The sequence below is a fragment of the Nonomuraea sp. NPDC049028 genome, from assembly GCF_043197735.1.
Taxonomy (GTDB): domain Bacteria; phylum Actinomycetota; class Actinomycetes; order Streptosporangiales; family Streptosporangiaceae; genus Nonomuraea.
This window is the reverse complement of record NZ_JBICTR010000018.1, coordinates 1-22,167: the sequence shown is the minus strand read 5'-3', so window position 1 is coordinate 22,167 and position 22,167 is coordinate 1. Positions and strand designations below refer to the sequence as shown.

Sequence of the window (22,167 nt, the reverse complement as noted above, 5' to 3'; positions counted from 1 at the left end):
ACTCATGCACGAATGAAGATGTGTCAATAGTCGGTTTTGTGCAGGTGAAAGGGAGTTGAACGCCGTGGCGTCTCGAATCGTAGGCGTGGCCGTCCCACAGATCGAGCTCGACGGACATGGTCTCGACAGTGAGACGGTCGCGCTGCTCGCCGACGGCGTGGCCTGCGTGGAGGTGCCTCTGGCCGCCTACGACAAGGTCGAACGGTCGTGGCGCAGGGCGGGCGACCTCGTCGCCACCGGGCGCGTCTATGGGCGCAGTACCGGCGTCGGCGCCAACCGCACCCTGGATGTCGATCCCGCCGACTTCGACCTGCACGGCCTGCGCCTGCTGCGCAGCCACGCGGGCGGGATAGGGGCACTGCTGCCAGCGCGGCAGGTCCGGGCGATGATGGTCGTCCGGCTCAACCAGCTCCTGGTGGGAAACGCCGGTCTCCGTCCCGAGGTGGTCCGCGGGCTCGCCGTGGCGCTCAAGGCCGGAGTGCACCCGCCGGTGAACGAGTACGGCGCGGTCGGCACCGGTGATCTGGCCGCGCTGTCCCAGCTCGGATTGGCCCTCGCCGGAGAGCACCCCTGGCACGGGGGGCCCACCCCGCCACCTCCGATCAGCCTCGAAACCGGCGACGCACTGGCCCTGATCAGCAGCAACGCCCTCACTCTGGGACAGGCGTCGCTGGCCCGCCACAGCCTGGACCGCCTGCTCAGAGCCGCCCATGTGGTGGCCGCGCTCTCCTTGCTGGCCGTCGACGGCTCGCTGGAGGCTTTCGCCGAGCCGGTGCACGCCGCGCGCCCGCATCCGGGCAACATCCGGGTCGCGGCCGAGGTCCGCCGGCTCGTCGGCGCGCCGGATCGGCCCGCGCCACCGACCGGCCGCATCCAGGATCCGTACGCCTTCCGCTGCTTCCCTCAGATCCACGGGCCGGCCTTGGAAGCCTCCGACGCGCTGGAACGGGTGCTGGCCATCGAGCTCAACGCGGGCGCGGAGAACCCCCTGATCAGCGCGGAAGGCCCGGACGGCGGGCCGGCCTCGTACCATCACGGGGGTTTCTTCTCGGCTCACGTGGCGCTCGCGCTGGACCAGCTGTCTCTCGCGCTCCTGCCGACGGCGCGGCTGTCCGCGGCGCGGCTGGCGGCCCTGAACGAGCCGGGCATCACGGGGCTGCGGCCGTTCCTCGCCGGTGGGGCGTCGGCCGGCTCCGGGGTGCTCATCCTCGAATACAGCGCGAACGCCGCCCTCGCCGAGCTGCGGAACGCGGCGGCGCCGGCCTCGTCCGGTCATGCCGTACTGTCGCGGAGCGTGGAGGAGGCCACGAGCTTCGCCTCGCAGGCCGCCCGCCAGGTCCTGCGGGCCGTCGAGACGTACCGGCTGGTGCTCGGCTGCGAGCTCGTCGCCGCCGTCCGCGCTCTGCGTCAGCTCGCCGTGAAGCGGGACCGGTCCTTGCCGGTAGGTCGCGCGTACGCGCTGGTGGACGACAATCTTGAGCTATCGATGGAGGACCGGCCGCTCACGGCGGACGTCTCGGCGGCTGCCGGTCTCCTCGACGCACTGGCCGATCTGTAGACCCCTGGAGAGTCATGAACACGGACGATGTCGCGCCGGAGGCCCGCTTGCTGCGGCTGTTCGAGGGGCATCGGCTGACCCCGGCCCAGCGGCGGATCGCGCACTGCCTGGTGCAGCACGCCGGGCAGGCGGCCTTCCTGTCCAGCGTGGAGATCGCCGAGCTGGCGGGGGTGAGCCAGCCGTCGGTGACCCGGTTCGCGATGACCCTCGGGTACGACGGCTACCCCGCGCTGCGCAAGCAGATCCGCGAGCTCGGCCTGCCCGACTCGGCGGGCCGGGGCGAGACGGGCGAAGGCACGCCCCTGAGCGAGACCCAGCGGGCGGTACGCACCGAGATCGCCAACCTTCAGCATCTGGCCGACTCGCTGTCGGACATGACGGCCATCGTCAAGGCCGCCCGGCTGCTGGCACCCTCCCGGCCGCTGCTCGTGCTCGGCCTGCGCGCGGCCGCGGCGCAGGCCGCGGGCTGGGCCTACTTCGCCGCCAAGGTCCACCCCGACGTACGCCTGCTCAACGAGGGCGGTTCCATGCTCGCCGACCGCATCGAACAGGCGGCCGACGCCGGGGCGAGCGCCCTGCTCTGCTTCGCCCTGCCCCGCCACCCCGCCGAGCTGACGGAGGCCCTGTCGGCGGCCAAGAAGGTGGGGCTGAGCGTGGTGACCATCGCCGACAACGCCTTCGCGCCCTCGGCCGACCTCGCCGACGTGCTACTGCCCGTGCCGGTCGGCACGGAACTGGTCTTCGATACGGCATGCGCGCCCATGATGCTCGGCCGGGTCCTGCTGGAGACCATGGTCGACGAGATCCCGGGCGCGCAGGCCCGCCTGGAGGCGTTCGAGCAATCGGCGGCATCGCGCGGCTTGTTCACGGATTAGCTATTGACTGAATCTATTCATTCTAGATAGATATGAATGAATAGATGCTCAGAGGGGGAGGTCAGGAACATGGACCAGATCAGCGGTCCGCGCCCGGTTCGGGCTCCGCGTGGCACGACGCTCAACACCCAAGGGTGGCAGCAGGAGGCTGCCCTGCGGATGCTCATGAATAACCTCGACCCCGAGGTCGCCGAGCATCCCGACAAGCTCGTCGTGTACGGCGGCACCGGCAAGGCGGCCCGTGACTGGCGCTCCTACGACGCGATCGTCCGCACGCTCGGCACATTGAAGGCCGACGAGACGCTGCTGGTGCAGTCGGGCCGCCCGGTGGGCGTGATGGCCACGCACGAATGGGCGCCGCGGGTCCTCATCGCCAACTCCAACCTGGTCGGCGACTGGGCCACGTGGCCGGAGTTCCGGCGGCTGGAGCAGCTCGGGCTGACCATGTACGGGCAGATGACGGCCGGCTCCTGGATCTACATCGGCACCCAGGGCATCCTCCAGGGCACCTACGAGACCTTCTCGGCCGTGGCCACCAAGAAGTTCGGTGGCACGCTGGCCGGGACCATCACCCTGACCGCCGGGCTGGGCGGCATGGGCGGCGCCCAGCCGCTGGCCGTCACCATGAATGGCGGGGTGGCTATCTGCGTCGACTGCGACCCGCGCTCCGTGGACCGGCGCATCGAGCACCGCTACCTCGACGTCAAGGCTTCGTCGCTGGACGAGGCGCTGCGGCTGGCCTATGAAGCGCGGGACGCGCGCCGGCCGCTGTCCATCGGCGTGGTGGCCAACGCGGCGGAGGCCGTACCGGAGCTGCTCGCGCGCGGTGCGGAGATCGACATCGTCACGGACCAGACGTCGGCTCATGACCCGCTGATGTACCTCCCGATCGGGGTGGCGTTCGAGGACATGGCCGCCGAGGCGGACAAGGACCCGGTCGGGTTCACTGAGCGTGCCCGGCACTCGATGGCCCGGCACGTGGAGGCGATGGTCGGCTTCCAGGACGCCGGGGCCGAGGTGTTCGACTACGGCAACTCGATTCGGGGCGAGGCCCAGCTGGCCGGGTACGCTCGTGCTTTCGACTTCCCCGGCTTCGTCCCCGCCTACATCAGGCCGCTGTTCAGCGAGGGCAAGGGGCCGTTCCGCTGGGCGGCGCTGTCGGGCGACCCCCAGGACATCGCCAAGACGGACCAGGCGATCCTGGACCTGTTCCCGGAGAACGAGTCGCTGGCCCGGTGGATCCGGCTGGCGGGGGAGCGGGTCCACTTCCAGGGCCTGCCCGCGCGCATCTGCTGGCTTGGGTATGGCGAGCGGGACAAGGCCGGCGAGCGGTTCAACGACATGGTGGCCCGTGGCGAGATCTCCGCCCCGCTGGCCATCGGCCGTGACCACCTCGACTGCGGCAGCGTCGCCTCGCCGTACCGGGAGACCGAGGCCATGCTCGACGGCTCCGACGCCATCGCCGACTGGCCGCTGCTGAACGCCATGGTCAACGTGGCCTCCGGCGCGTCGTGGGTGTCCATCCACCACGGCGGAGGTGTCGGCATCGGCCGGTCCATCCACGCCGGGCAGGTCACGGTTGCCGACGGCACCGCTCTGGCTGGGGAGAAGATCCGGCGGGTGCTCACCAACGACCCGGGCATGGGCGTCATCCGGCACGTCGACGCCGGCTACGACCGGGCCACCGAGGTCGCCCAGGAGCGCGGCGTGCGGATCCCGATGCGTGAGGGCGACTCGGCGTGATCGATCAGGTCGAGGAAAATTTTCGGGGGATGTGGCGTGAGCTCCTGCCCGTCGGGCGATATGACGCGACCGGCGGATATCGCCGCCATGCCTGGACTGCGGCCGACGGCGAGTGCCGGGCCTGGTTCAGGGAGCAGGCTCTCAAGAGGGGTTTGACGTACGAGGTCGACAGGAACGGCAACCAGTGGGCCTGGTACGGGGACCCCTCGGCGGGGGACGCCATCGTTACTGGCTCCCATCTGGACTCGGTGCCTGATGGGGGAGCGTACGACGGGCCGCTTGGCGTGGTGTCGGCTTTTGCGGCCCTGGACGCGCTTCGGGCTCGGGGCGCGTTCCGGGACCGGGGCACCGCTGGTGGGCGCCCGTTCGCGATCGTCAACTTCGGCGACGAGGAGGGTGCCAGGTTCGGCGTGGCCTGCGTCGGGTCCCGGTTGATGGCGGGGGTTCTAGACCCGGATCACGCTCGGGCTCTCAGAGACCAGGACGGCGTCCTGCTCGGCGACGCGATGGAGCGCGCGGGGCACGACCCCGCCATGATCGGCCGCGATGACGAGCGGCTCGCGCGCATCGCCGCGTACGTCGAACTCCACGTCGAGCAGGGCAGGAACCTGGGCGACGCGCCGGTCGGCGTCGCGTCGGCGATCTGGCCGCACGGCCGCTGGCGCTTCGACTTCCATGGAGAGGCCAACCACGCGGGCACCACCCGCCTGGAGGACCGCCGCGACCCGATGCTGGCCTACGCCGCCACGGTCCTGAACGCCCGCGAGCAAGCCAGGCTCGCCGGGGCGCTCGCCACCTTCGGGAAGATCTCCGTCGAGCCCAACGGCACCAACGCCATCGCCTCCCGGGTGACCGCCTGGCTGGACTCGCGTGCCGCCGACTCCGCCACCCTCGACATGCTGGTGAAAGAGATCATTCACCAGTCGGGGGCGGAGGTCACTCGAGAGTCGTTCACCCCGGTGGTCGAATTCGACGGGCCGCTCAGGGACCGGCTAGCCGCTCGGCTCGGTGGGGTTCCCGTCCTGCCGACCGGTGCGGGGCATGATGCGGGCATTCTCGCTTCGGCCATCCCCACGGCCATGCTCTTCGTACGGAACCCGACTGGCGTCTCGCACTCCCCGTCGGAACACGCCGAGGAGGCTGACTGCCTCGCGGGCGTGGCCGCCTTGGCCACCGTTCTGGAGGACCTGCTGTGAACGGGCGATTCTGGGCGAGGTACGCGTGGACCGGTGCGTTGGGGTCTGGCGCGCTGGAGTCTGGGGTCCTGATCGACGTTTCGGCGGGCCGTATCGTCTCCCTTCAAGCGGGCAGCGCGCCCGGCGACGCCGTCGTCCTGGACGGCCTGGTCATCCCCGGGCTGGCCAACGCCCATTCGCACGCCTTCCATCGGGCGTTGCGCGGGGCCACGCAGCTCGGCGGCGGCACCTTCTGGACCTGGCGCGAGACCATGTACCGGGTCGCGGCGCGCCTCACCCCCGACGAGTACCTGGAGCTGGCACGGGCCGTCTACGGCGAGATGGCCCTCGCGGGGATCACCTGCCTCGGCGAGTTCCACTACCTTCACCACGCTCCCGGAGGCGTCGCCTACGACGACCCGAACGCGATGGGAGAGGCGCTCATAGAGGCGGCCGCCCAAGCTGGCATCCGGATCACGCTGCTCGACACCTGCTACCTCTCGTCGGGGTTCGGCGCGCCACCGGACGAGACCCAGCTCAGATTCAGCGACGGTTCAGGGGAGGCGTGGGCCGAGCGGGTCAGCGGGTTGAAGGAGCGCGATCACGCCCGCGTCGGCGCGGCCGTCCACTCGGTCCGAGCCGTTCCCGCCGACCAGCTCGAAGTGGTCGGCGCCTGGGCGGCGCAGCGGCACGCCCCGATCCACGCGCACGTGTCCGAGCAACCCGCCGAGAACGAAGGCTGCCTGGCGGCGTACGGCGTCACGCCAACGCGCCTGCTCGCCGACCACGGGCTGCTCGGGCCGCGTACCACCGCCGTGCACGCCACACACCTGACCTCGCAGGACATCGCGCTGCTCGGTGGCTCCACGACCACAGTGTGCATGTGCCCCACGACCGAGCGCGATCTCGCCGACGGTATCGGACCCGCTCGCGAGGTGCAGGCCGCGGGATCGCCGCTGTCGCTCGGCAGCGACAGCCAGGCCGTCATCGATCTGTTCGAGGAGGCTCGGGCAATGGAGCTTAACGAGCGCTTGCGCACCCGTCGCCGCGGCCACTGGACGGCGGACGCGCTCCTGCGAGCCGCCACCGCCGACGGCCACACGTCCCTGGGCTGGCCGGAGGCAGGCAGGCTGGAGGTGGGCGCGCTCGCCGACCTCGTCACGATCTCCCTCGACTCGGTCCGGACCGCGGGTCCGCTCCACGGTGCGGAGACTGCTGTCTTCGCGGCGACCTCCGCCGACGTCAGCGACGTCGTCGCGGGCGGCCGAGTGATCGTACGGCGTGGCGTCCACCAGCTTGTTCCCGACGTCGGGGGCGCGCTGCGGCAGGCTCTCTCACGGGTGGCGGCATGACTCGCGCGGCTGCGGAAGACTCGCACGCGATTGGCGGCCCGATGGGAAGCCTCCTGATCACCGGGATCTCCACGCTGGTCACCAACGACCCCCTGCTGGGTGAGGGTCCGCTCGGGCTCATCACGGACGCCGCCGTCGTCATCTCCGGCGAAGAGATCGCCTGGGTGGGGCCGGCTTCGCGGGCTCCGGCGGCGGATCGGATGTACGACGCAGGCGGCCGGGCACTGCTCCCCGGTTTCGTCGACTCCCATGCCCACCTGGTCTTCGCGGGCGACCGGACGGCGGAGTTCGACGCACGGATGGGCGGCCTGCCCTACACCGCAGGCGGGATCCGCACGACCGTGGCGGCCACCCGCGCGGCGAGCGACGAGGAGCTGTCGGCCGGGGTGGCCCGCCTGGTGGACGAGGCGCTACGGCAGGGCACCACGGTCATCGAGTGCAAATCAGGCTACGGCCTCACCGTTGAGGACGAGGCACGCCTGCTGCGCATCGCCGCGGAGCACACAGACGAGGTGACCTACCTCGGCGCACACGTCGTACCGGCCGAGCAGGACTCCGATGCGTACGTGGAGCTGGTGACCGGCGCAATGCTGGACGCCTGCGCTCCCCATGCCCGCTGGGTGGACGTCTTCTGCGAGCGGGGGGCGTTCGACGGCGACCAGGCGCGGGCCGTACTGGAGAGCGGCATCAAGCGCGGCCTCGTGCCCAGGATCCACGCCAACCAGCTCACTCATGGACCAGGCGTCCAACTCGCCGTCGAGCTGGACGCCGCCTCCGCCGACCACTGCACCCACCTCACCGACGCGGACGTGGACGCCCTGGCCTCGGGGACCACGGTCGCGACCTTGCTGCCGGGAGCCGAGTTCTCCACCAGAGCCCCGTACCCGGACGCCCGCCGCCTCCTGGACGCGGGCGTGACGGTGGCACTGTCGACCGACTGCAACCCTGGTTCCAGCTTCACCACCAGCATGCCGTTCTGTATCGCTCTGGCGGTTCGGGAGATGGGCATGACTCCGGATGAGGCGGTGGGGGCGGCGACACTGGGCGGTGCGCGGGCGCTGCGGCGCGACGACGTGGGCCGGATAGTCGTGGGCGCACGCGCCGACCTGATGCTGCTGGATGCTCCCTCGCACGTCCATCTAGCCTATCGACCGGGCGTTCCGCTCATCTCCGCTGTCTGGCAGCACGGCCGCCAAGTGGTGTCCTGACCGATCTACACAGGACTCTTACGGTCGCGATGATGTTCGGCTCTTCGTTGAAGTAGACGTTCGGATCTTTGTTGAAGTAGTGGAAGCCGAAGCGGATCCGGTTACTCAGGGCGGTGGCCCGACAGGTTGAGCTACGGTCGCTCGGGTGAGTACCGACGAGGACCGTGTTCGCCTGGCCCAGCAACTCGCGCAGTTACCCGTGCACGAATTGGTCGACGTGCTGGGCCGCGTCCTGCCCCAGCATGCCGAGGACCGCAACGGTTTGCGCACGATGCTGGTCTTGGCCACGGCCACCACCTACGAGCAGGAGCCTGTCGGCATCGACGTGACGCTGGTGGCTTGGCCCGATCGGGACTACTACGACGGTGGTCTCGGACCCGAGCAAGGGCTGTGGGAAGACGGGCGCTGCGCACGGTGTGATGTCGAGGTCAGCTCGAACGCTAAACGGGCTTACTGCCCAGTGTGCAACACGCCCTGCACGCTAACTTGAACAGGCCGAGCCTCTACATCAGGCAACCCTTCTCATGCTTAGGCGGCCTGTGCAACACGGTGGTTCTGAAGGACGGCGATGGCCTCGCAGAGGTGGCTGGCCTTGCTCGGGCCGCAACATGGCTTCCGGAGGATTTTCCAGCTCTTCAGCTGGGCGTTCGCGCGTTCACCTGGACCGTGAACCTCAGACCGGAAAGGCCGCTGCTACCGGTCACGCCGGGCTCCATGGGCATCCTCACCCTTGAGTCAATGACCTGATCGCGCACTCAATCTCGTCCATCGGCGCCGTCCGCTCGCAGGGCAGCAGGTCGCAGGTCGTTCCAGTGATATCCGCAGTTCTCAGGGGGAAGGCCCTCGAACGTGTGCAGAGGATCAATTTCCAGGTCACACAATCGCTGCTCTTGCAAGAGGGCGTGGTTGGCCAAGGCCTTGTTCATGGCGCTCGTCACATCAGTCGCCTCCACAACCCAGGTGTAGGGCGCCTCTCCGTCGAACCGCTCCGTGCCGGCGATGGTCACCGTGAAGGTCTTCATCTCCTGTGGCTCCTTCGGTCCTTCGGCGTGCAGCACCACGCAGGCGAGAGCCCCAGTGGGTCGGGCCCTCCGGTCAGCGGTACGGCACACCCTCAACAGAGGGGAGAGAGGGACTGCATGTCAGAACCCAGAGGCACGGACTGCAACGGCAGGCACGATCAGAGTTTAGCCAGTAGATGCCGGGTCCTCGGGAGCCTTGCCCTCGCTGGGCACACTGACGAAGCTTCCCATGTGCGGGACTGTATAGATCAGCCCTTCTTCACGCAGGGCGCGTACGGCCTTACGCGCGGTGTCGCGGGCGATGCCGAACTCCTGCACCAGAGAGAGCTCAGAGACCAGGTACTTGGGCTGATACGTACCGGATTCGATGCGCTCTCGAATTACGTCCGCTACCTGCTGCCACCTCGGCCTGTCCGGCTCGAACTCAAACATAGGTCAACGGTAGGAAACGCTGCCGGAAGGTCGACGTTTGCCTACGTGGGTAGACAAGGGTAGACATTCGCTTCTACGCTGAGTTCATGACCTCACACGGCTACGACCTCGACGCACTTCGCGTCACGTTCCCTGCCTGGTCGTTCTCTCGCAGCGACGCGGGCGTGTTCTACGCGACCAGGCGCGGTGTCCGACTCTGCGATACCCAAGTCGATGCGGGGCTCCAGCAGACGGTGAGCGCCGACGACGTAGCCACATTCGGCTGCTTCATGACCAGCAAGTCCGGGTGTGATGTCCATGGTCACCTGGACGTCACACCTCGACTACCACGGGCTGCATGCGGCTGCTGCGAACGCGCAGGTCGAGTCCGTGGGATGGGAACCAGCTCTGCCGCGTGCCGCCCGAGTGCGGGTGCGTCAGCACACCTGCATCTGTCAGCAGCCGTACTTTGAGTTGTGCACTGCAGGCGGGCTGTGGTTCGTCCGGCGCATCTCCGAGGAGGCCCCACAGGCCATCGTCGAGAGTGCCTGGATGTCCGCGCGCGAGGCCGAGGGTCTGTGGCTGCGTATCTTGTGTGGTCAGGCGCGGTAACTCACCGGCGCCGCCCTCTCGCTGACACAGCCGCTAGCGATGAGGGCTCTTGCTCCATTGCGCGCCGCGATGCAAATCAGCGGTCAACACGCGGGCCCGCTCAGAGATGAGGGCTGAGGCGCTTGCCGATCCCGTCGGTCTCATCGAGGTCGAGACGAGGGACCTCGCCCGAACGCGTGCCGCCGTCGGGCAGAGTGCCGGCGACATGGAAGTGAACATGGGGGACGGTCTGGTGCGCGGGCACCCCGTTGTTCTGCCAAACGGCGATGCCCCCAGGGTCGTAGGCGGCTGTGATGGCCCGGGCCGCCCGCCGCACGGCGTTCATCAATTGCTGCTCCTCCGCCGGGGCCACATCCATAACCGTCGGGCGGTGAGCGATCGGGATCACCAGCACGTGCCCCTGCCCACGCTGCCAACGGGTGACCAGGATGGCGACCTTCTCCCTCCGGTCCAGGATGGTGGCGGGGCTCAGTCCGGCGAGATAGTCGCAGAAGGGACACCGGTCCGCGGATGGCATGGATATCGGCATGTTCCCGATCTTCCCGCATCTTGTCTGTGGCTTCACCGCCGGGGAAGCACATCCATCTCATTTTCAAGATCTTCGAAGCAGGCAAAGTCAACCTGCCAGCCTGTGTGTTCCGTCACCACCGAATTCGTGTCAGAGCCGTAACTGGACACACCCTCGGCTAACCCGTAGAGCTGTTGAGTTCAGCGAGCATCGGGTCATTGGACTGGTGTATCTGAACGGAAGCTCCTTCATTGGCTGAACAGTTGATCACTGATAGCGCGAGGCAGTCGGGCCGCAGAGGTAGGCCCTGGTGTGCGCCGCCGGCACTACGGCGCTCTTGACTGGAGCGCCGCGAGGACACCAGTCATGACCAGCCAACTCGCCATGCGTACGCCGTCAGACTTACCCGGCAGTGGCCTTCGCATAGTGGAACACGTCGGGCGGGAGCGAGCGGTCCAGACGCCAGACGAAACGGATTGGCTGCTCCCCTTCGTGGCTGACGTAACGCATGGGACCGGCATAGGTGTACGGCGGCGCGCCCAGTCCTTCGTCCCGCTTGGACTGCCGGATCAGCAGATGAACGGTGGACTCGCCGGATACGTAGCGGCGAGTGGTTGCGGCGGAGGATCGCAGGGTGCTCTGCGATTCCCACTGGAACAGCTCTTCGCTGATCGCCCGGTCGTGGTACAGCGTGGTGGGGGAGTAGTGGTCTTCAGATTTGTCGATGGTGACGAAGAACAGATCCGCCCCGTGCTCCTCGACATATTTGACGCCCTCGCGCATGTGGGCGGGCTTGTCGACGCCGAAGGCAGCCAAGACTTCGTTCTTGCTGTAGCGGGCATGGACGTGCAAAGGCACGATCGGGTCCAACGGCGGCGCGACATGACGGATCCCTGAGTGCAGTACGCCCGCCAGTTCTCGAAGCTCCGTAGCCCGAGCGCCGGCGAGCTGCGCGAGTCTGGCCTCCATGCCGGAGGCACTCTGGGTACCGCCCCACAACATGACATCCAGCATGGCCAGGAGACGCAGCTCGCGGGGCGAGCGCGGCGTTCGGCCGTTCAGCACCTCAGTCAGGAAGGCCAGACGCTCGACGTCGTCGATATGCAGCATCCGGCCGAAGGCGCGGCCCAACTGCTCATTGGGGGTATCCGCTTCGAGACCCGCCGCGTAGCGCAGCGAGGCCCATCCTTGTCGCCGCCGGTAGAGGTCCTCCACATCCAGTCCGGTCTCTTCGAGAAACCGCGGCAGCGTGACATCGCCGAGATCGCGCAGCTCGCGAGACAGGTCCTTCCAGTTCAGACTGAGTGCCTGCCGTACATTTTGAAGTACCAGGTGTCGCACGTCGCGGTCCAGGTCAATAACGCAACCGGCGGGCAGGGTGGAAAAGCCCTGCTCGATCTCGCGGGCGATTCCGGTACGACTGGCACCGGTGAGAGCCCGGTAACGCCGGTCGAAGCGAAACTGCTTGTGCTGGTTGCCAACGAAGTCGAGCACGGTTAGGCACGGCTTGTCGTCGGACAGCCGCAGACCACGGCCAAGCTGCTGCAGGAAGACGGTGGCACTGTCGGTGGGGCGCAAGAAGAGTACGGTGTCGATTTCTGGAACATCGACGCCCTCATTGAAGAGGTCAACCGTGAACACTGCGTTGATCCGGCGTGCTCTCAGGTCGCGCAACGCTTGGGCACGATCGTCCGGCGAGCTCTGCGCCGTGACCGCAACCGAGGGGAGCCCTGCTCGGGTGAAGCGGTCGGCCATAAAGCGGGCGTGGTCGATGCTTACGCAGAACCCGAGGGCCCGCATCCGCCCGACATCGCCGATCTTGCGATTGAGCGACTCCAACACAACAGCCACCCGGCGGTCGTTGCCCGTGTAGACGCCGGACAACTGGCCTGTGTCGTAACCCTGTCCCCGACGCCAGCCGATCTGACGCAGGTCGGTGCCGTCGTGGATGCCGAAGTACTGGAACGGGGCGAGTAGGCTACGCTCGAGCGCTTCCCACAACCGCAGTTCGGCCGCGATCCGACCGCCGAACCAGTGCTTGATGTCTCGCCCGTCGGTGCGCTCTGGCGTCGCGGTGAGGCCAAGCAGCACCTTCGGGTGGACTGTGGACAGCAAGTGCCTGTAGGTCGAAGCCTCGGAATGGTGGAATTCGTCCACGATTAATACGTCGAACGCATCCGTCCCTGGCAGTGGGTTGGCGTGTAGAGATTGGATCGAGGCGAACACGTGCCGCCATTGCTCGGGGCGCGCGCCGCCGACGTACAGTTCGCCAAATGTCTCGTCGCGCAGCACCTGGCGGAAGGTGAGCAGGCTCTGCCGCAAGATCTCCTCACGATGAGCGACGAACAGCAGCGAGTCAGCCTGCCCGGCGTCACGTAGCCGGCGATAGTCCAGGGCAGCGACCACGGTCTTGCCGGTACCCGTGGCCATGACCACCAGGTTCTGCCACCGGTCGTGGATCTGGCGTTCGGCGGCGAGCTCGTCAAGGATCTCGCGTTGGTACGGGTATGGGCGAACGTCGACGTGGGCGAAGTCGATGACGACCTGTCCGCTGCCGGAGCGTTCGGCCGACAATGCACGATCGAGCCGCTCGGCATCCTGCGCCGGGTCGTACGGCTCGAACGAAGGGTCGCCCCAATAGTCGTCGAAGGTGGCCGCGAAGGTGTCGATAAGATGCGGCTGCTCTGCCTGGGCGAGCCGTACGTTCCATTCCAGGCCATGACTGAGAGCCGTCTTGGACAGGTTCGAGGAGCCCACATAGGCCGTGGACAAGCCTGACTTCCGGTGGAACAGCCATGCCTTTGCGTGTAGGCGGGTCATTCGGGTGTCGTAGGAGACGCGGATGTCGGCGCCCATGGCAGCCAGCCGGTCCACTGCGAGGCGGTCGGTGGCGCCGATGTAGGTTGTGGTCACCAGCCGCAGTTGCCCGCCGCGCGCCAAGAATTCCTCGATCGCATCTGCCAGCACTCGTACGCCGTTCCATTTCACGAAGGCGCACAGCAGGTCCACGCGATCTGCAGAGGCCAGCTCGTGCTTGAGCTCGTGGCCGATCTCTGGTTGGCCTCTGCCGTTTACCAGCAACGCGCTGCCTGTAAGAGGAATTACTGGACGCGGGGGAAACCGCACCTGCCCGGCTACGTCCCGGCTTCTGGCGAAGCCGAGTAGCTCCTCGGCGGCCTCCACGAGTTCTTCAGGCGCGGCGGCCTCGGGCACCAGGTCGCCGATTAGATCGGCGATACGGTTGACGATCTCGACTTGCCGGGCCAGCCGTGCCGCGTCTGTTTCCCCTCGGACGGCGCGCAGCGCCCGGCGCGTCAGTGCGGCCAGATGCCGCGCCAGCGTCTCGTGGGAGTCGGCGATGTCCAAGGATCGTCGGTCGATGAGCTCGCGGTCGGGTACTGCGCGTAGCAGGGCGCCTACTTGACGGGTTATTAGGTGCTCGTAGACGCCCGGCTGGAGATCGCTCACGTCCGCGACTATAGGGCGCGGCAAGGTGATGTGAGGGTATAAGCGGATCAGCTCGGTAGCCGAACACCTCGGGCGACCATAGAGAGATCACCAAAGACCGAGGCTAATCCAACTTTGGAGTTACATGGCACGCAACCGAACGCCATTCGCAGACTAGCTCCGATTTTCGGATGATCGGCATCAAGTAGGCAGACCTACTCGCGAGCCGTACCTGTTGTCCAACGTGCACGGTGGTGCGCCACATACTGCGGATCGATCCGATGCGGACGGTTCACGGTGAGGGCCCCCGTGGTCTGACCGGTTCGCGCATCGATCACCTTGAGATCATCAGACAGGTAAATAGCTCCGCTGTCGAACCGGACGTGATCGTTTGGGCAGAGGCAGAGGACGTTCTCGACAACGTCGGGGCCGCGGTGGGGTCTGCCGAGGGCCTGAATATGGGCTCCCTCGCTGTAGCGGCCGCCGGCCACTTCTATGGCGAGTCCACAGACTTGGCACTCGTGGTTGTACCAGGCTTTAACCTGCTGAACGACCTTGCTACTGCGGACGATTCGCTGAATTACGGTCTCGATCACCGAGGCAGGGCCCGGGGCGTTTGTGCCCATATCGATCGCGCCCTGAAGAGGAGGCGGCGTAGCTGTCGTAGGCGCCTCGTCTGGGATCTTGACCAGGGTGAATTGCCAGATCCGGAATCCGTCGATGCCTACCCTCGCGGCGTGGGACTCCACACGAAACAGTCCGTCGTACCTGAGTCCCGAGGCAGGAGCATAGGGCGAGGCCGCGTTACGGCCTCGGACCACACGAACGGGCAGCCCTTCGAGCTCGCTGCGGACCAGCCCGGCGTTACCGGGATCGGATAACTCCTGATCGCGGACCTGCCGGCCTGTGTCTGCGTCGCGACCGCCATGACCTGTGTAGACGATGGTGTCGCCGTAGTCCTCGTCGTCCACGTACCCGCCGGAGACCACGATGGAGTCAGCGCCGTCTTTTCCAGTTCCCGAGATGCCTGCCTGGAGCGGAGCATGGACGCCCGCATCGTGTAGTGCCCGTCGATTCACGTACGTCGACCCTACTCGTTGGGCCTGAATGTGCCCGAAGATCCTCGCCATGCCGACATAACTAATATCAGCGTCAAATGGTTCCAAAGTGGCGGATCATCTTGTGTTGGCCATCAGGATTGGCATAAAAGCCCACGTAGCTGACGTCGTCGGTGGCTGCTTGCCTCTGTGATGTGACACGGTCGGGGGAAGGTGGTCTGTTCGCCGGAGCAGTCTTAGAAGTTCGAGTTGGATGACTGCTAATCGAAGAAGTCGAACTCTCCTGCCCGAGCCGACCAGTCGGGCGCGGTGGATCCGCGTAGTCTCGCACTCTTGTGAGTGCAACAGGACGTTGTACGAGCTGTGCGCCGCCGGTGGTCAAGGGTTCGTACGCCGTACAGATCGCGCTGAGGGCACCACTCACGAAACCGCGTGGATGTTGACCGTGGCCGCGAGAGGTCTCTACGAAAGGATCCTGCGCGGCGAAGTGCGATGAGACTGGCGCGGCGGAGGGTCGTTCAGGACTGGGTCGGCTTGAGCAGGCCGGTCTCATACGCAGCCGCGACCGCGGCCGCCCGGTCGTTGCCCTTGAGTGCCGGTCGGGGACGAGGGCAACGAGCGGCTCATGGATGGCACGACGGTGGAACGGCGCAGCCGAGGTGTCGTACCGGATGGTCCGCGACAACGTCGGCAAGCGCCGCCGCGCCGCGGGACCACGCTGTCTCGGCTTCCTGGCTGGGCTGCTGATGGCCGAATGCGATTATCGCGTCCGCAAGGGCTCATCACGGCCGGTTGCTCTTGCCGTCCAGCCACAATGTGTCGTTCTCATCGCGGTGGGAACCCGCACTGCCGACGTGTTTGGCGTCGATCTTCGAGCCCTTCTTGATCACGTGCACCAACGCCATCGCGTGTCCACGTCCGAGGTCGAAGTCCCGCTTCAGCCAGTCGATGATCGCTCCGGCTTTCGTGGACGGGTCGTCAAAGCCGCGCTCTTTCGCCAAGGCGATGAACTCGCGCGGTGTCAGTCCGGTCTTGTCCTCGATGTTGTCGAGGTACGCCTGGAACGACATGCGTTTCTCCGTTCTGCGGGGATCGGCCGGGTGGCCGCCGACTCTGCGGCCGGCGAGCAGCAAGCTTGTCTTTTGCAAGTATGGTTTGTCAACTGAAGTTTGAGCTAAGATCTGCACCATGGCGTCCCGAGAGTACGGACAGTTCTGTGGCCTGGCCCGCGCGATGGAGATGATCGGCGAACGGTGGAGCATGCTGATCATCCGCAACCTGTTCGCCGGACCCCAGCGCTTCACAGACCTGCGAAAAGGCTTGCCCGCCATCCCGACCAACATCCTGTCGGCCCGCCTCAAGCAGCTCGAAGGGGCAGGCCTGGCCACCCGCCGCGCGCTGCCGCATCCCGACCGCGCAGTCGTCTACGAGCTCACCAGCTACGGACGCGATCTGGAACCGGCGCTCATCGCGCTGGGCCGGTGGGGCGCACGGACGATGACCGAACCCCGCCCCGGCGAAGTCGTCACCGCCGAATCAATCGCCATGTCCTTCCGCACCACCTACCGGCCGGAAGCAGCCCAGAAGGTCACCGTCGGTTACGAGGTCCGCATGGGCGACTTCACGCTCGGCCTGCAGATCACCGATGGGGTGCTGATGGTCGGCCTCGGCCCGCACCCCGCGCCCGACCTCGTCATCGAACGGCTGACCGGCCACCCGATCCGCGAACTCATGAGTGGCAGCAAGACCCCAGACGAAGTACTCCACGACGGCAGCATGCGCATGGAAGGTGATCCCGCGCTTCTCAGCCGGTTCGCTGAGATGTTTCGTTTCTGATCAACAGACAAGGCACCAAATGACCCTCGATCGTCTCTTGGTGCTGCTACTTCGCATCGACATTCCGGGCCCGACAAGCGCCCGGCGCTGCCCAAACTGACCGGCAAACGCTGCTGCTTCTCACCAGCAAAATCGCAGAGGGGGTCGGCGACGGAGGCAGTCCTCGTACGCCTGCTGGAGGTCATCGCCGGCGGGCGTCACATGTTGCAGAGCTGAACAGTCAGCTGGCCTGTTCCTCCGCCGCGTCGGCGCTCCTGCAAGCCACGCAGAAGAGATAGAGGTCAACCCAAGCGATTTGGCCACCCGAGTAAACTTTCCAGCAGTAGGCGAGCCACTTCCCGGTGGCCTCGTAAATGGCACCCGCAGCCGTGCATTTCAGGCACGCATTGGGGCTGTCATAGCTGGAATGGTATTGGTAGCTGTTGCTGGGCGGCCAACCACCTCCGCATGTGACTGTGAACGACGGATTGGAAGCAGCCGTCGGCTGCTGCGCAAGTACGGGACAGCGCCCAATGCCCGGATACGGTCCCCTTTTGCGGTAGAGCTGATCGAGCTGTGGATCGTCCTGATGCAGGTTCCGACCGACTACCCGTGCCCTCCTTATTTCTCTAGTTCGCCGTGCGGCACGACACGCATGCCCACTTCAGGCTTCTCGCGGGGAATCCGATATTGCCTTGGGTGCCCTGACGGAAGGTCTTCACCAGACTCCCCGTGCAGTTGGTGGTTGCGTACCAATAACCCTCACCGTAGTTGGCGACATAGGAATTCGCCGGTCTCCCCAGCGGCTCGCACGTCCCGTTCGGCTCTTTGTACGTCCATCTTGAGTCATCGGGCGGCTGAAAGTTCGGGAGAGGCCACATGCAAACATACCCCCTGTCGCAGGTATCTGCGGCCGTCGCCGGGATTGTGGAGAGTGCTGTCGCGAGGAAGACGAGTGCGCCGGACGCGACTGCTACAGCCCCACTTTTTCTCGATGCAAATATCTCCATGTTCATAAATTTAGCGTTCAGGGAAGCTGCGGAACAGGCAATTGACCGGACATTCGCCGGACATCCCGGACGCGAAACGCCGCAGTCGCGCCCTGGTCATCCTCGCAATCTGACAATGAGGCCGCAGCAGAGGCGATTCGTTGATGGCTGCTCAGTATTATGACCGGCCCTATCTCTGTTTTGCCTCGTAGGGCGATAGGTCAATGAATTAGTAGAGTCGAAGAACAACGGCCTAGGTCCAAAGGCCGAGGAGGCACGGGCCTGCGGCCGATGCCGTTCTGGCCGTGGTTGGCCACAGTTCTCCCCATGACTGCCGCCACCGCCTTTCGCGTGGTCGGCGCGTGCCCGTTCCTGGTCGGGATGTTCGTCGACGCTCTCGGCAACGGGTTGTACGTGCCGTTGACCCTGCTGTTCATCCACGAGGTCACGGGCCTGCCCATGACCACGGTCGGGTTGGGGGTGACGATGGCGGCGATTGTCGGGCTGGCCGCCAATCCGGTGGCGGGGGTGTGTTGATCGACCGGTTCGACGCGCGCCGCGTGCTCATCGGCACCTACGTGCTGCGGATGCTGGCGTTCGCGTTCTATCCCCTGGTGGGTTGGTTCGGCCCGCTGATCGCCATCGGCGACCGTGCCTACTATCCGGCCTCAGGCAGCTACATCTTCGTGCTGGCGGAGGGCGCGGCCCGGGACCAGCTATACACGCTCATGGCGACCACCAGGAATGCCGCCTTCGGCCTGGGCGGGCTGCTGTCGGCGGGCGCCGTGTCGCTGGCCGGTGAGACCGGATTCGCCGTCATCGCGTTCACGAACGCGGCCAGCTTCGCCGTGGCGGCCGGCTGCCTGGCCCTGCCGAGGCAGCAGACGGCGGCCGCGCCGGGCATCTGGCAGCCGGGTGGGTACCGGCAGGTGTTCGCGGACCGGCTGTTCATCGGGCTGGTGGTGGCGGAGCAGGCGTTCACCCTGATCCATCTGATCCTGCCGGTAGCCATGCCGGTTTACGCGGTCACCGTGCTCGGCGTGTCCCTGGCCTGGCTGGGCATCCTGTACACGATCAACACGATTCTCGTGGCGGCCGGGCAGCTCGCGGTGCGGCGGTGGCAGCGCCATGCCCGCCGTACGCACGCCATGGCGCTCAGCGGTGTCGTCATGATGGCCGCGTGCGCCGGGTTCGGGGCGGTGGTTCTGCTCCCGGCCGGACCGGCTCGCGTCGCCGGCCTGGTCGCGGCCACGCTCCTGCTCACTCTGGGCGAGCTCATGCACACCACGCCCTCGTGGACGATCGCGGCGGGCGCCGCTATCTGGCGATCTACCAGCAGACCTGGGCGGTGTCAGCCATCGTCGCGCCCGCGGGGTTCTCGGCCGTGCTCGGCGCCGCTCCAGGCCTGTTGTGGCTGGTGCTGGCCGTTCTGGTGGGCTTGGCCGCGCTCGGGGTGCTCGACTTTCGGCCCGCCTGTCAGCCGAGGTGGTGTCGGCGCCCGGGGCTTGAACAGACGCCTCTGTCGCACCGGTCCCATCCCCGGCGGAGGTCGCGTTCGCAGGTCGTTTCGTCGCCGCGGCCCCGGGCCTCGAACTCACCTGGCCGGCTGGGTCACTTGAAGGTGGTCTCGGCATTGGTTCGCGCCACGGCTTTGATCTGGGCAGCCGTCAGAAGCCGGAGTGGTTTCAAGGGTGAGAGCTGGCCCCATCTACGGGTGAGTGTTGGCCCCACTGCGTGATCGGTTGATTGCGTTCTGGTGAGTTTTGGCCCCACCCGCAGGCTTGTGGTGAGACTCTCGATGTGCCCGATGGCGAGGGGGCACGTGGTGGGTCTGAAGACCAAGGTCGAGTTGTATGCGGCGATCCGCCGAGATGCCCGGGCTGAGGGCCTGTCGATCCGCAAACTCGCAGACAAGTACGAGGTGCACCGCCGCACCGTGCGGGACGCGCTGGGCTCGGCATGGCCGTCACCGAGGAAGAAGATGCTCCCGCGCCGATCACGGCTGGACCCCTACAAGCAGGTGATCGATGAGATCCTGCGGGCTGACCTGGACGCGCCCCGTAAGCAGCGGCATACCTCTCAGCGCATCTTCGACCGACTGGTCGCCGAACACGAGATGGAAGGCGTGTCCTATTCCACGCTGTGCGAATACGTCCACGACCGGCGCCCGAAGATCCGCATTGAGGCGGGCCGGGCGGCTCCTGAGGTGTTCATCTCCCAGTCGAAACGGCCCGGAGTCGAGGCCGAGGTCGACTTCGGCGAGGTGTGGGTGAATCTGGCCGGGACGATGACCGTGTGCTACATGTTCGTGTTCCGGATGTCGTACTCGGGCAAGGCGGTGCACCGCGTGACCGCTTCCTGCGGCCAAGAAGCGTTCCTGGAAGGACACGAACACGCCTTCAACGTGCTCGGGGGCCTGCCGACGGGCCAAGTCCGCTACGACAACCTGACCTCCGCGGTGGCCCAGGTGCTTGGCTTCACCCGCGGCCGGGTGGAAAACGAGCGCTGGACCGCCTTCCGCTCGCACTACGGCCTGGAAGTTTTCTACTGCCGCCCCGGCCTGAGCGGAGCCCATGAGAAGGGCGGGGTCGAGGGCGAGGTGGGCCGATTCCGCCGCAACCACCTGGTCCCGGTCCCGGTGGTGGCCACGCTCGCGGAGCTGAATGCCACCATCGATGAGTGGGACACCGTCGATGACCAGCGGCGGATCGGCTCGCGTGCGCACACTGTGAGCGAGAGTTTCGCCATCGAGCGCCCCCTGCTGCGGCCGCTGCCCGACGATCGATTCGAGACGGGCCGCGTCTTCCATCCCCATGTGAACCGTCATTCGCTGGTCTGCGTCCGGATGAACTACTACTCGGTGCCAGTACGGCTGGTGGGCCGCAAAGTCCGGGTACTGCTACACGCCTCGGAACTGGTCATTTTCGACGGCAAGACCGAAGTCGCCCGCCACGAGCGGCTGATCGCCCGGGGTAAGCCCCGGCTGAGGCTGGATCACTATCTGGAGATTCTGCTGCGCAAACCAGGCGCGCTGGCCGGGTCAACGGCGCTGGAGCAGGCCCGCCAGCTGGGAACCTTCACCACCGTCCATGACGCCTGGTGGGCTGCGGTCCGCAAGGCCCACGGCGAGGCCGAGGGCACCCGCGCGCTGATCGAGGTGCTACTCCTCCATCGCGGCATGGCCCACCGGCACGTCGTCGACGGCATCGCCACCGCGCTGTCGGTCGGCGCATTGACCAGTGACGTCGTCGCGATCGAGGCCCGCAAGGCTGCCCACGCCGAGACCGGAATGGCCTCCGCCACTACCTCCTCGCCGACCGGCCCGGTGGGCCAACCGGCCGAGTTGTCGCCGCTGCCCTCGCTGACCGAGCGGCGCCTGGCCGCGCTCCCACCCGACAGCCGACCGCTGCCGTCGGTGGCCGCCTACGACCAGCTCCTGCGCTTTCGTCCACCCGCTACCGGCCAGGGAGATACCCCATGACGATTCACCAGCGTGGTCTCACCGAGCCGGCCGCCGAGACCGCGATCGACCAGGCCTGCAAGATGCTGCGCCTGCCCACCATGCGCAGCCAGTTCGTGGCCATCGCCGACGCCGCCGAGCGCGAACAACTCACCTACCGCGGCTTCCTCGCCGAGCTGCTGATGGGCGAGTGCGAGGACCGAGAGCGCCGCCGCTCCGAGCGGCGCATCAAAGCCGCCGGATTCCCCCGCCAAAAATGGCTGTCCGACTTCGACTTCGAGGCCAACCCCGACATCCCCGCAGCGACCATTCACACCCTGGCCAAATGCGAATGGGTCAAGAACGGGCACCCGCTGTGTGTGATCGGCGACTCCGGCACCGGCAAGTCACACCTACTCATCGCCCTGGGCACCGAGGCCGCCATGGCCGGATACCGCGTCAAGTACGTCCTGGCCGCCAAACTCGTCAACGAACTGGTCGAAGCTGCCGACGAGATGATCCTCAACAAGACCATCGCCCGCTACAGCCGCTACGAACTGCTCTGCATTGACGAACTCGGCTACATGGAACTCGACAAACGCGGCGCCCAGCTGCTCTTCCAGGTCCTGACCGAACGCGAAGAGACCGCCAGCGTCGCCATCGCCTCCAACGACAGCTTCGGCGGCTGGACCAAAACCTTCACCGAACCCCGCCTCTGCGCCGCGATCGTCGACCGGCTCACCTTCAACGGCTCCATCATCGAGACCGGCACCAGCTCCTACCGACTCGCACAGACACGCGCACGCCAGGCAAGCGGAGCCTGAGTCCCAGCCTCCGACCATCCACGCCACCCGATGCCATCGACGGCCGTGCGTTTGGTTTCGTTCGTGAGAAGTGACCGCATTTGTTCGTGAGTTCTGACCGCACTTGAGGGCTGGAACCATGATCAATGTTC

The 22,167-nt window shown here is 66.7% G+C and carries 18 protein-coding genes; 12 read left to right on the top strand and 6 right to left on the bottom strand.

The window, feature by feature from the left end:
• The first annotated feature begins 85 nt into the window (after positions 1–85).
• The 7 genes from ACGFJ2_RS52030 to ACGFJ2_RS52000 all read left to right on the top strand — a co-directional run bounded on the left by ACGFJ2_RS52030 (position 86) and on the right by ACGFJ2_RS52000 (position 8,401).
• The gene (locus ACGFJ2_RS52030) at positions 86–1,558 is read left to right on the top strand and encodes an aromatic amino acid ammonia-lyase (RefSeq protein WP_393481557.1); all 1,473 of its coding nucleotides are present in this window, start codon (positions 86–88) and stop codon (positions 1,556–1,558) included.
• Between the two features lie 14 nt (positions 1,559–1,572).
• The gene (locus ACGFJ2_RS52025) at positions 1,573–2,433 is read left to right on the top strand and encodes a MurR/RpiR family transcriptional regulator (RefSeq protein WP_357957699.1); all 861 of its coding nucleotides are present in this window, start codon (positions 1,573–1,575) and stop codon (positions 2,431–2,433) included.
• Positions 2,434–2,502: 69 nt separating this feature from the next.
• Complete coding sequence (hutU, locus tag ACGFJ2_RS52020) at positions 2,503–4,176, top strand: urocanate hydratase (RefSeq protein ID WP_393481554.1); 1,674 nt, start codon at positions 2,503–2,505, stop codon at positions 4,174–4,176.
• Between the two features lie 29 nt (positions 4,177–4,205).
• Positions 4,206–5,372: an allantoate amidohydrolase gene (locus tag ACGFJ2_RS52015; RefSeq protein ID WP_393481551.1), complete on the top strand. Its 1,167-nt coding sequence runs from the start codon at positions 4,206–4,208 to the stop codon at positions 5,370–5,372.
• Positions 5,369–6,703: a formimidoylglutamate deiminase gene (locus ACGFJ2_RS52010; RefSeq protein WP_393481548.1), complete on the top strand. Its 1,335-nt coding sequence runs from the start codon at positions 5,369–5,371 to the stop codon at positions 6,701–6,703. Before ACGFJ2_RS52015 ends, ACGFJ2_RS52010 begins: the two co-directional genes overlap by 4 nt.
• 41 nt (positions 6,704–6,744) lie before the next feature.
• Positions 6,745–7,911 (top strand): imidazolonepropionase, encoded by a 1,167-nt coding sequence (gene hutI / locus ACGFJ2_RS52005; protein WP_393481545.1) that lies wholly within the window; start codon positions 6,745–6,747, stop codon positions 7,909–7,911.
• 145 nt (positions 7,912–8,056) lie between these two features.
• Positions 8,057–8,401: a hypothetical protein gene (locus ACGFJ2_RS52000; RefSeq protein WP_393481542.1), complete on the top strand. Its 345-nt coding sequence runs from the start codon at positions 8,057–8,059 to the stop codon at positions 8,399–8,401.
• Positions 8,402–8,666: 265 nt separating this feature from the next.
• On the opposite strand, the gene ACGFJ2_RS51995 is transcribed toward ACGFJ2_RS52000, so the two are convergent.
• From ACGFJ2_RS51995 to ACGFJ2_RS51970, 6 genes are all read right to left on the bottom strand, one after another.
• A complete protein-coding gene (locus ACGFJ2_RS51995; RefSeq protein WP_393481539.1) occupies positions 8,667–8,933 on the bottom strand; it encodes a hypothetical protein in 267 nt (88 codons plus the stop codon).
• A 165-nt stretch (positions 8,934–9,098) separates the two neighbouring features.
• Positions 9,099–9,365, bottom strand: coding sequence for a winged helix-turn-helix domain-containing protein (locus tag ACGFJ2_RS51990; protein WP_393481536.1), 267 nt, complete (start codon positions 9,363–9,365; stop codon positions 9,099–9,101).
• 691 nt (positions 9,366–10,056) lie between these two features.
• A complete protein-coding gene (locus tag ACGFJ2_RS51985) occupies positions 10,057–10,473 on the bottom strand; it encodes an HIT family protein (protein ID WP_393481533.1) in 417 nt (138 codons plus the stop codon).
• Between the two features lie 393 nt (positions 10,474–10,866).
• Positions 10,867–13,932: a DUF3427 domain-containing protein gene (locus tag ACGFJ2_RS51980; RefSeq protein WP_393481530.1), complete on the bottom strand. Its 3,066-nt coding sequence runs from the start codon at positions 13,930–13,932 to the stop codon at positions 10,867–10,869.
• A gap of 194 nt (positions 13,933–14,126) precedes the next feature.
• Positions 14,127–15,041 (bottom strand): YDG/SRA domain-containing protein, encoded by a 915-nt coding sequence (locus ACGFJ2_RS51975; protein WP_393481853.1) that lies wholly within the window; start codon positions 15,039–15,041, stop codon positions 14,127–14,129.
• Between the two features lie 710 nt (positions 15,042–15,751).
• Entirely contained in the window at positions 15,752–16,039 is a 288-nt protein-coding gene (locus ACGFJ2_RS51970) for a DUF4287 domain-containing protein (protein WP_393481850.1), read from the bottom strand.
• A 190-nt stretch (positions 16,040–16,229) separates the two neighbouring features.
• On the opposite strand from ACGFJ2_RS51970, the gene ACGFJ2_RS51965 reads away from it, so the two are divergent.
• The 5 genes from ACGFJ2_RS51965 (at position 16,230) to istB (ending at position 22,036) form a co-directional block, all read left to right on the top strand.
• Positions 16,230–16,805: a winged helix-turn-helix transcriptional regulator gene (locus ACGFJ2_RS51965; RefSeq protein WP_393481527.1), complete on the top strand. Its 576-nt coding sequence runs from the start codon at positions 16,230–16,232 to the stop codon at positions 16,803–16,805.
• A 1,295-nt stretch (positions 16,806–18,100) separates the two neighbouring features.
• On the top strand, positions 18,101–18,310 hold the full coding sequence (locus ACGFJ2_RS51960) for a hypothetical protein (protein WP_393481524.1): 210 nt from the start codon (positions 18,101–18,103) through the stop codon (positions 18,308–18,310).
• Positions 18,304–19,392, top strand: coding sequence for an MFS transporter (locus ACGFJ2_RS51955; RefSeq protein ID WP_393481521.1), 1,089 nt, complete (start codon positions 18,304–18,306; stop codon positions 19,390–19,392). The genes ACGFJ2_RS51960 and ACGFJ2_RS51955 overlap by 7 nt, the downstream gene beginning before the upstream one ends.
• A 212-nt stretch (positions 19,393–19,604) precedes the next feature.
• Positions 19,605–21,254, top strand: coding sequence for an IS21 family transposase (gene istA / locus ACGFJ2_RS51950; protein WP_393481847.1), 1,650 nt, complete (start codon positions 19,605–19,607; stop codon positions 21,252–21,254).
• Entirely contained in the window at positions 21,251–22,036 is a 786-nt protein-coding gene (istB, locus tag ACGFJ2_RS51945; RefSeq protein ID WP_393481518.1) for an IS21-like element helper ATPase IstB, read from the top strand. The genes istA and istB overlap by 4 nt, the downstream gene beginning before the upstream one ends.
• The last annotated feature ends 131 nt before the right edge of the window (positions 22,037–22,167 follow it).

Bases quoted from the DNA above. Each gene is read 5' to 3' on its own strand.
- ACGFJ2_RS51985 (WP_393481533.1), bottom strand. From the start codon at position 10,473: ATGCCATCCGCGGACCGGTGTCCCTTCTGCGACTATCTCGCCGGACTG.
- ACGFJ2_RS51960 (WP_393481524.1), top strand. From the start codon at position 18,101: ATGACTGCCGCCACCGCCTTTCGCGTGGTCGGCGCGTGCCCGTTCCTG.
- hutU (WP_393481554.1), top strand. From the start codon at position 2,503: ATGGACCAGATCAGCGGTCCGCGCCCGGTTCGGGCTCCGCGTGGCACG.
- ACGFJ2_RS52025 (WP_357957699.1), top strand. From the start codon at position 1,573: ATGAACACGGACGATGTCGCGCCGGAGGCCCGCTTGCTGCGGCTGTTC.
- ACGFJ2_RS51990 (WP_393481536.1), bottom strand. From the start codon at position 9,365: ATGTTTGAGTTCGAGCCGGACAGGCCGAGGTGGCAGCAGGTAGCGGAC.
- ACGFJ2_RS51965 (WP_393481527.1), top strand. From the start codon at position 16,230: ATGCTGATCATCCGCAACCTGTTCGCCGGACCCCAGCGCTTCACAGAC.
- ACGFJ2_RS51970 (WP_393481850.1), bottom strand. From the start codon at position 16,039: ATGTCGTTCCAGGCGTACCTCGACAACATCGAGGACAAGACCGGACTG.
- hutI (WP_393481545.1), top strand. From the start codon at position 6,745: ATGGGAAGCCTCCTGATCACCGGGATCTCCACGCTGGTCACCAACGAC.
- ACGFJ2_RS51975 (WP_393481853.1), bottom strand. From the start codon at position 15,041: ATGGCGAGGATCTTCGGGCACATTCAGGCCCAACGAGTAGGGTCGACG.
- istB (WP_393481518.1), top strand. From the start codon at position 21,251: ATGACGATTCACCAGCGTGGTCTCACCGAGCCGGCCGCCGAGACCGCG.
- ACGFJ2_RS52015 (WP_393481551.1), top strand. From the start codon at position 4,206: ATGTGGCGTGAGCTCCTGCCCGTCGGGCGATATGACGCGACCGGCGGA.
- ACGFJ2_RS51995 (WP_393481539.1), bottom strand. From the start codon at position 8,933: ATGAAGACCTTCACGGTGACCATCGCCGGCACGGAGCGGTTCGACGGA.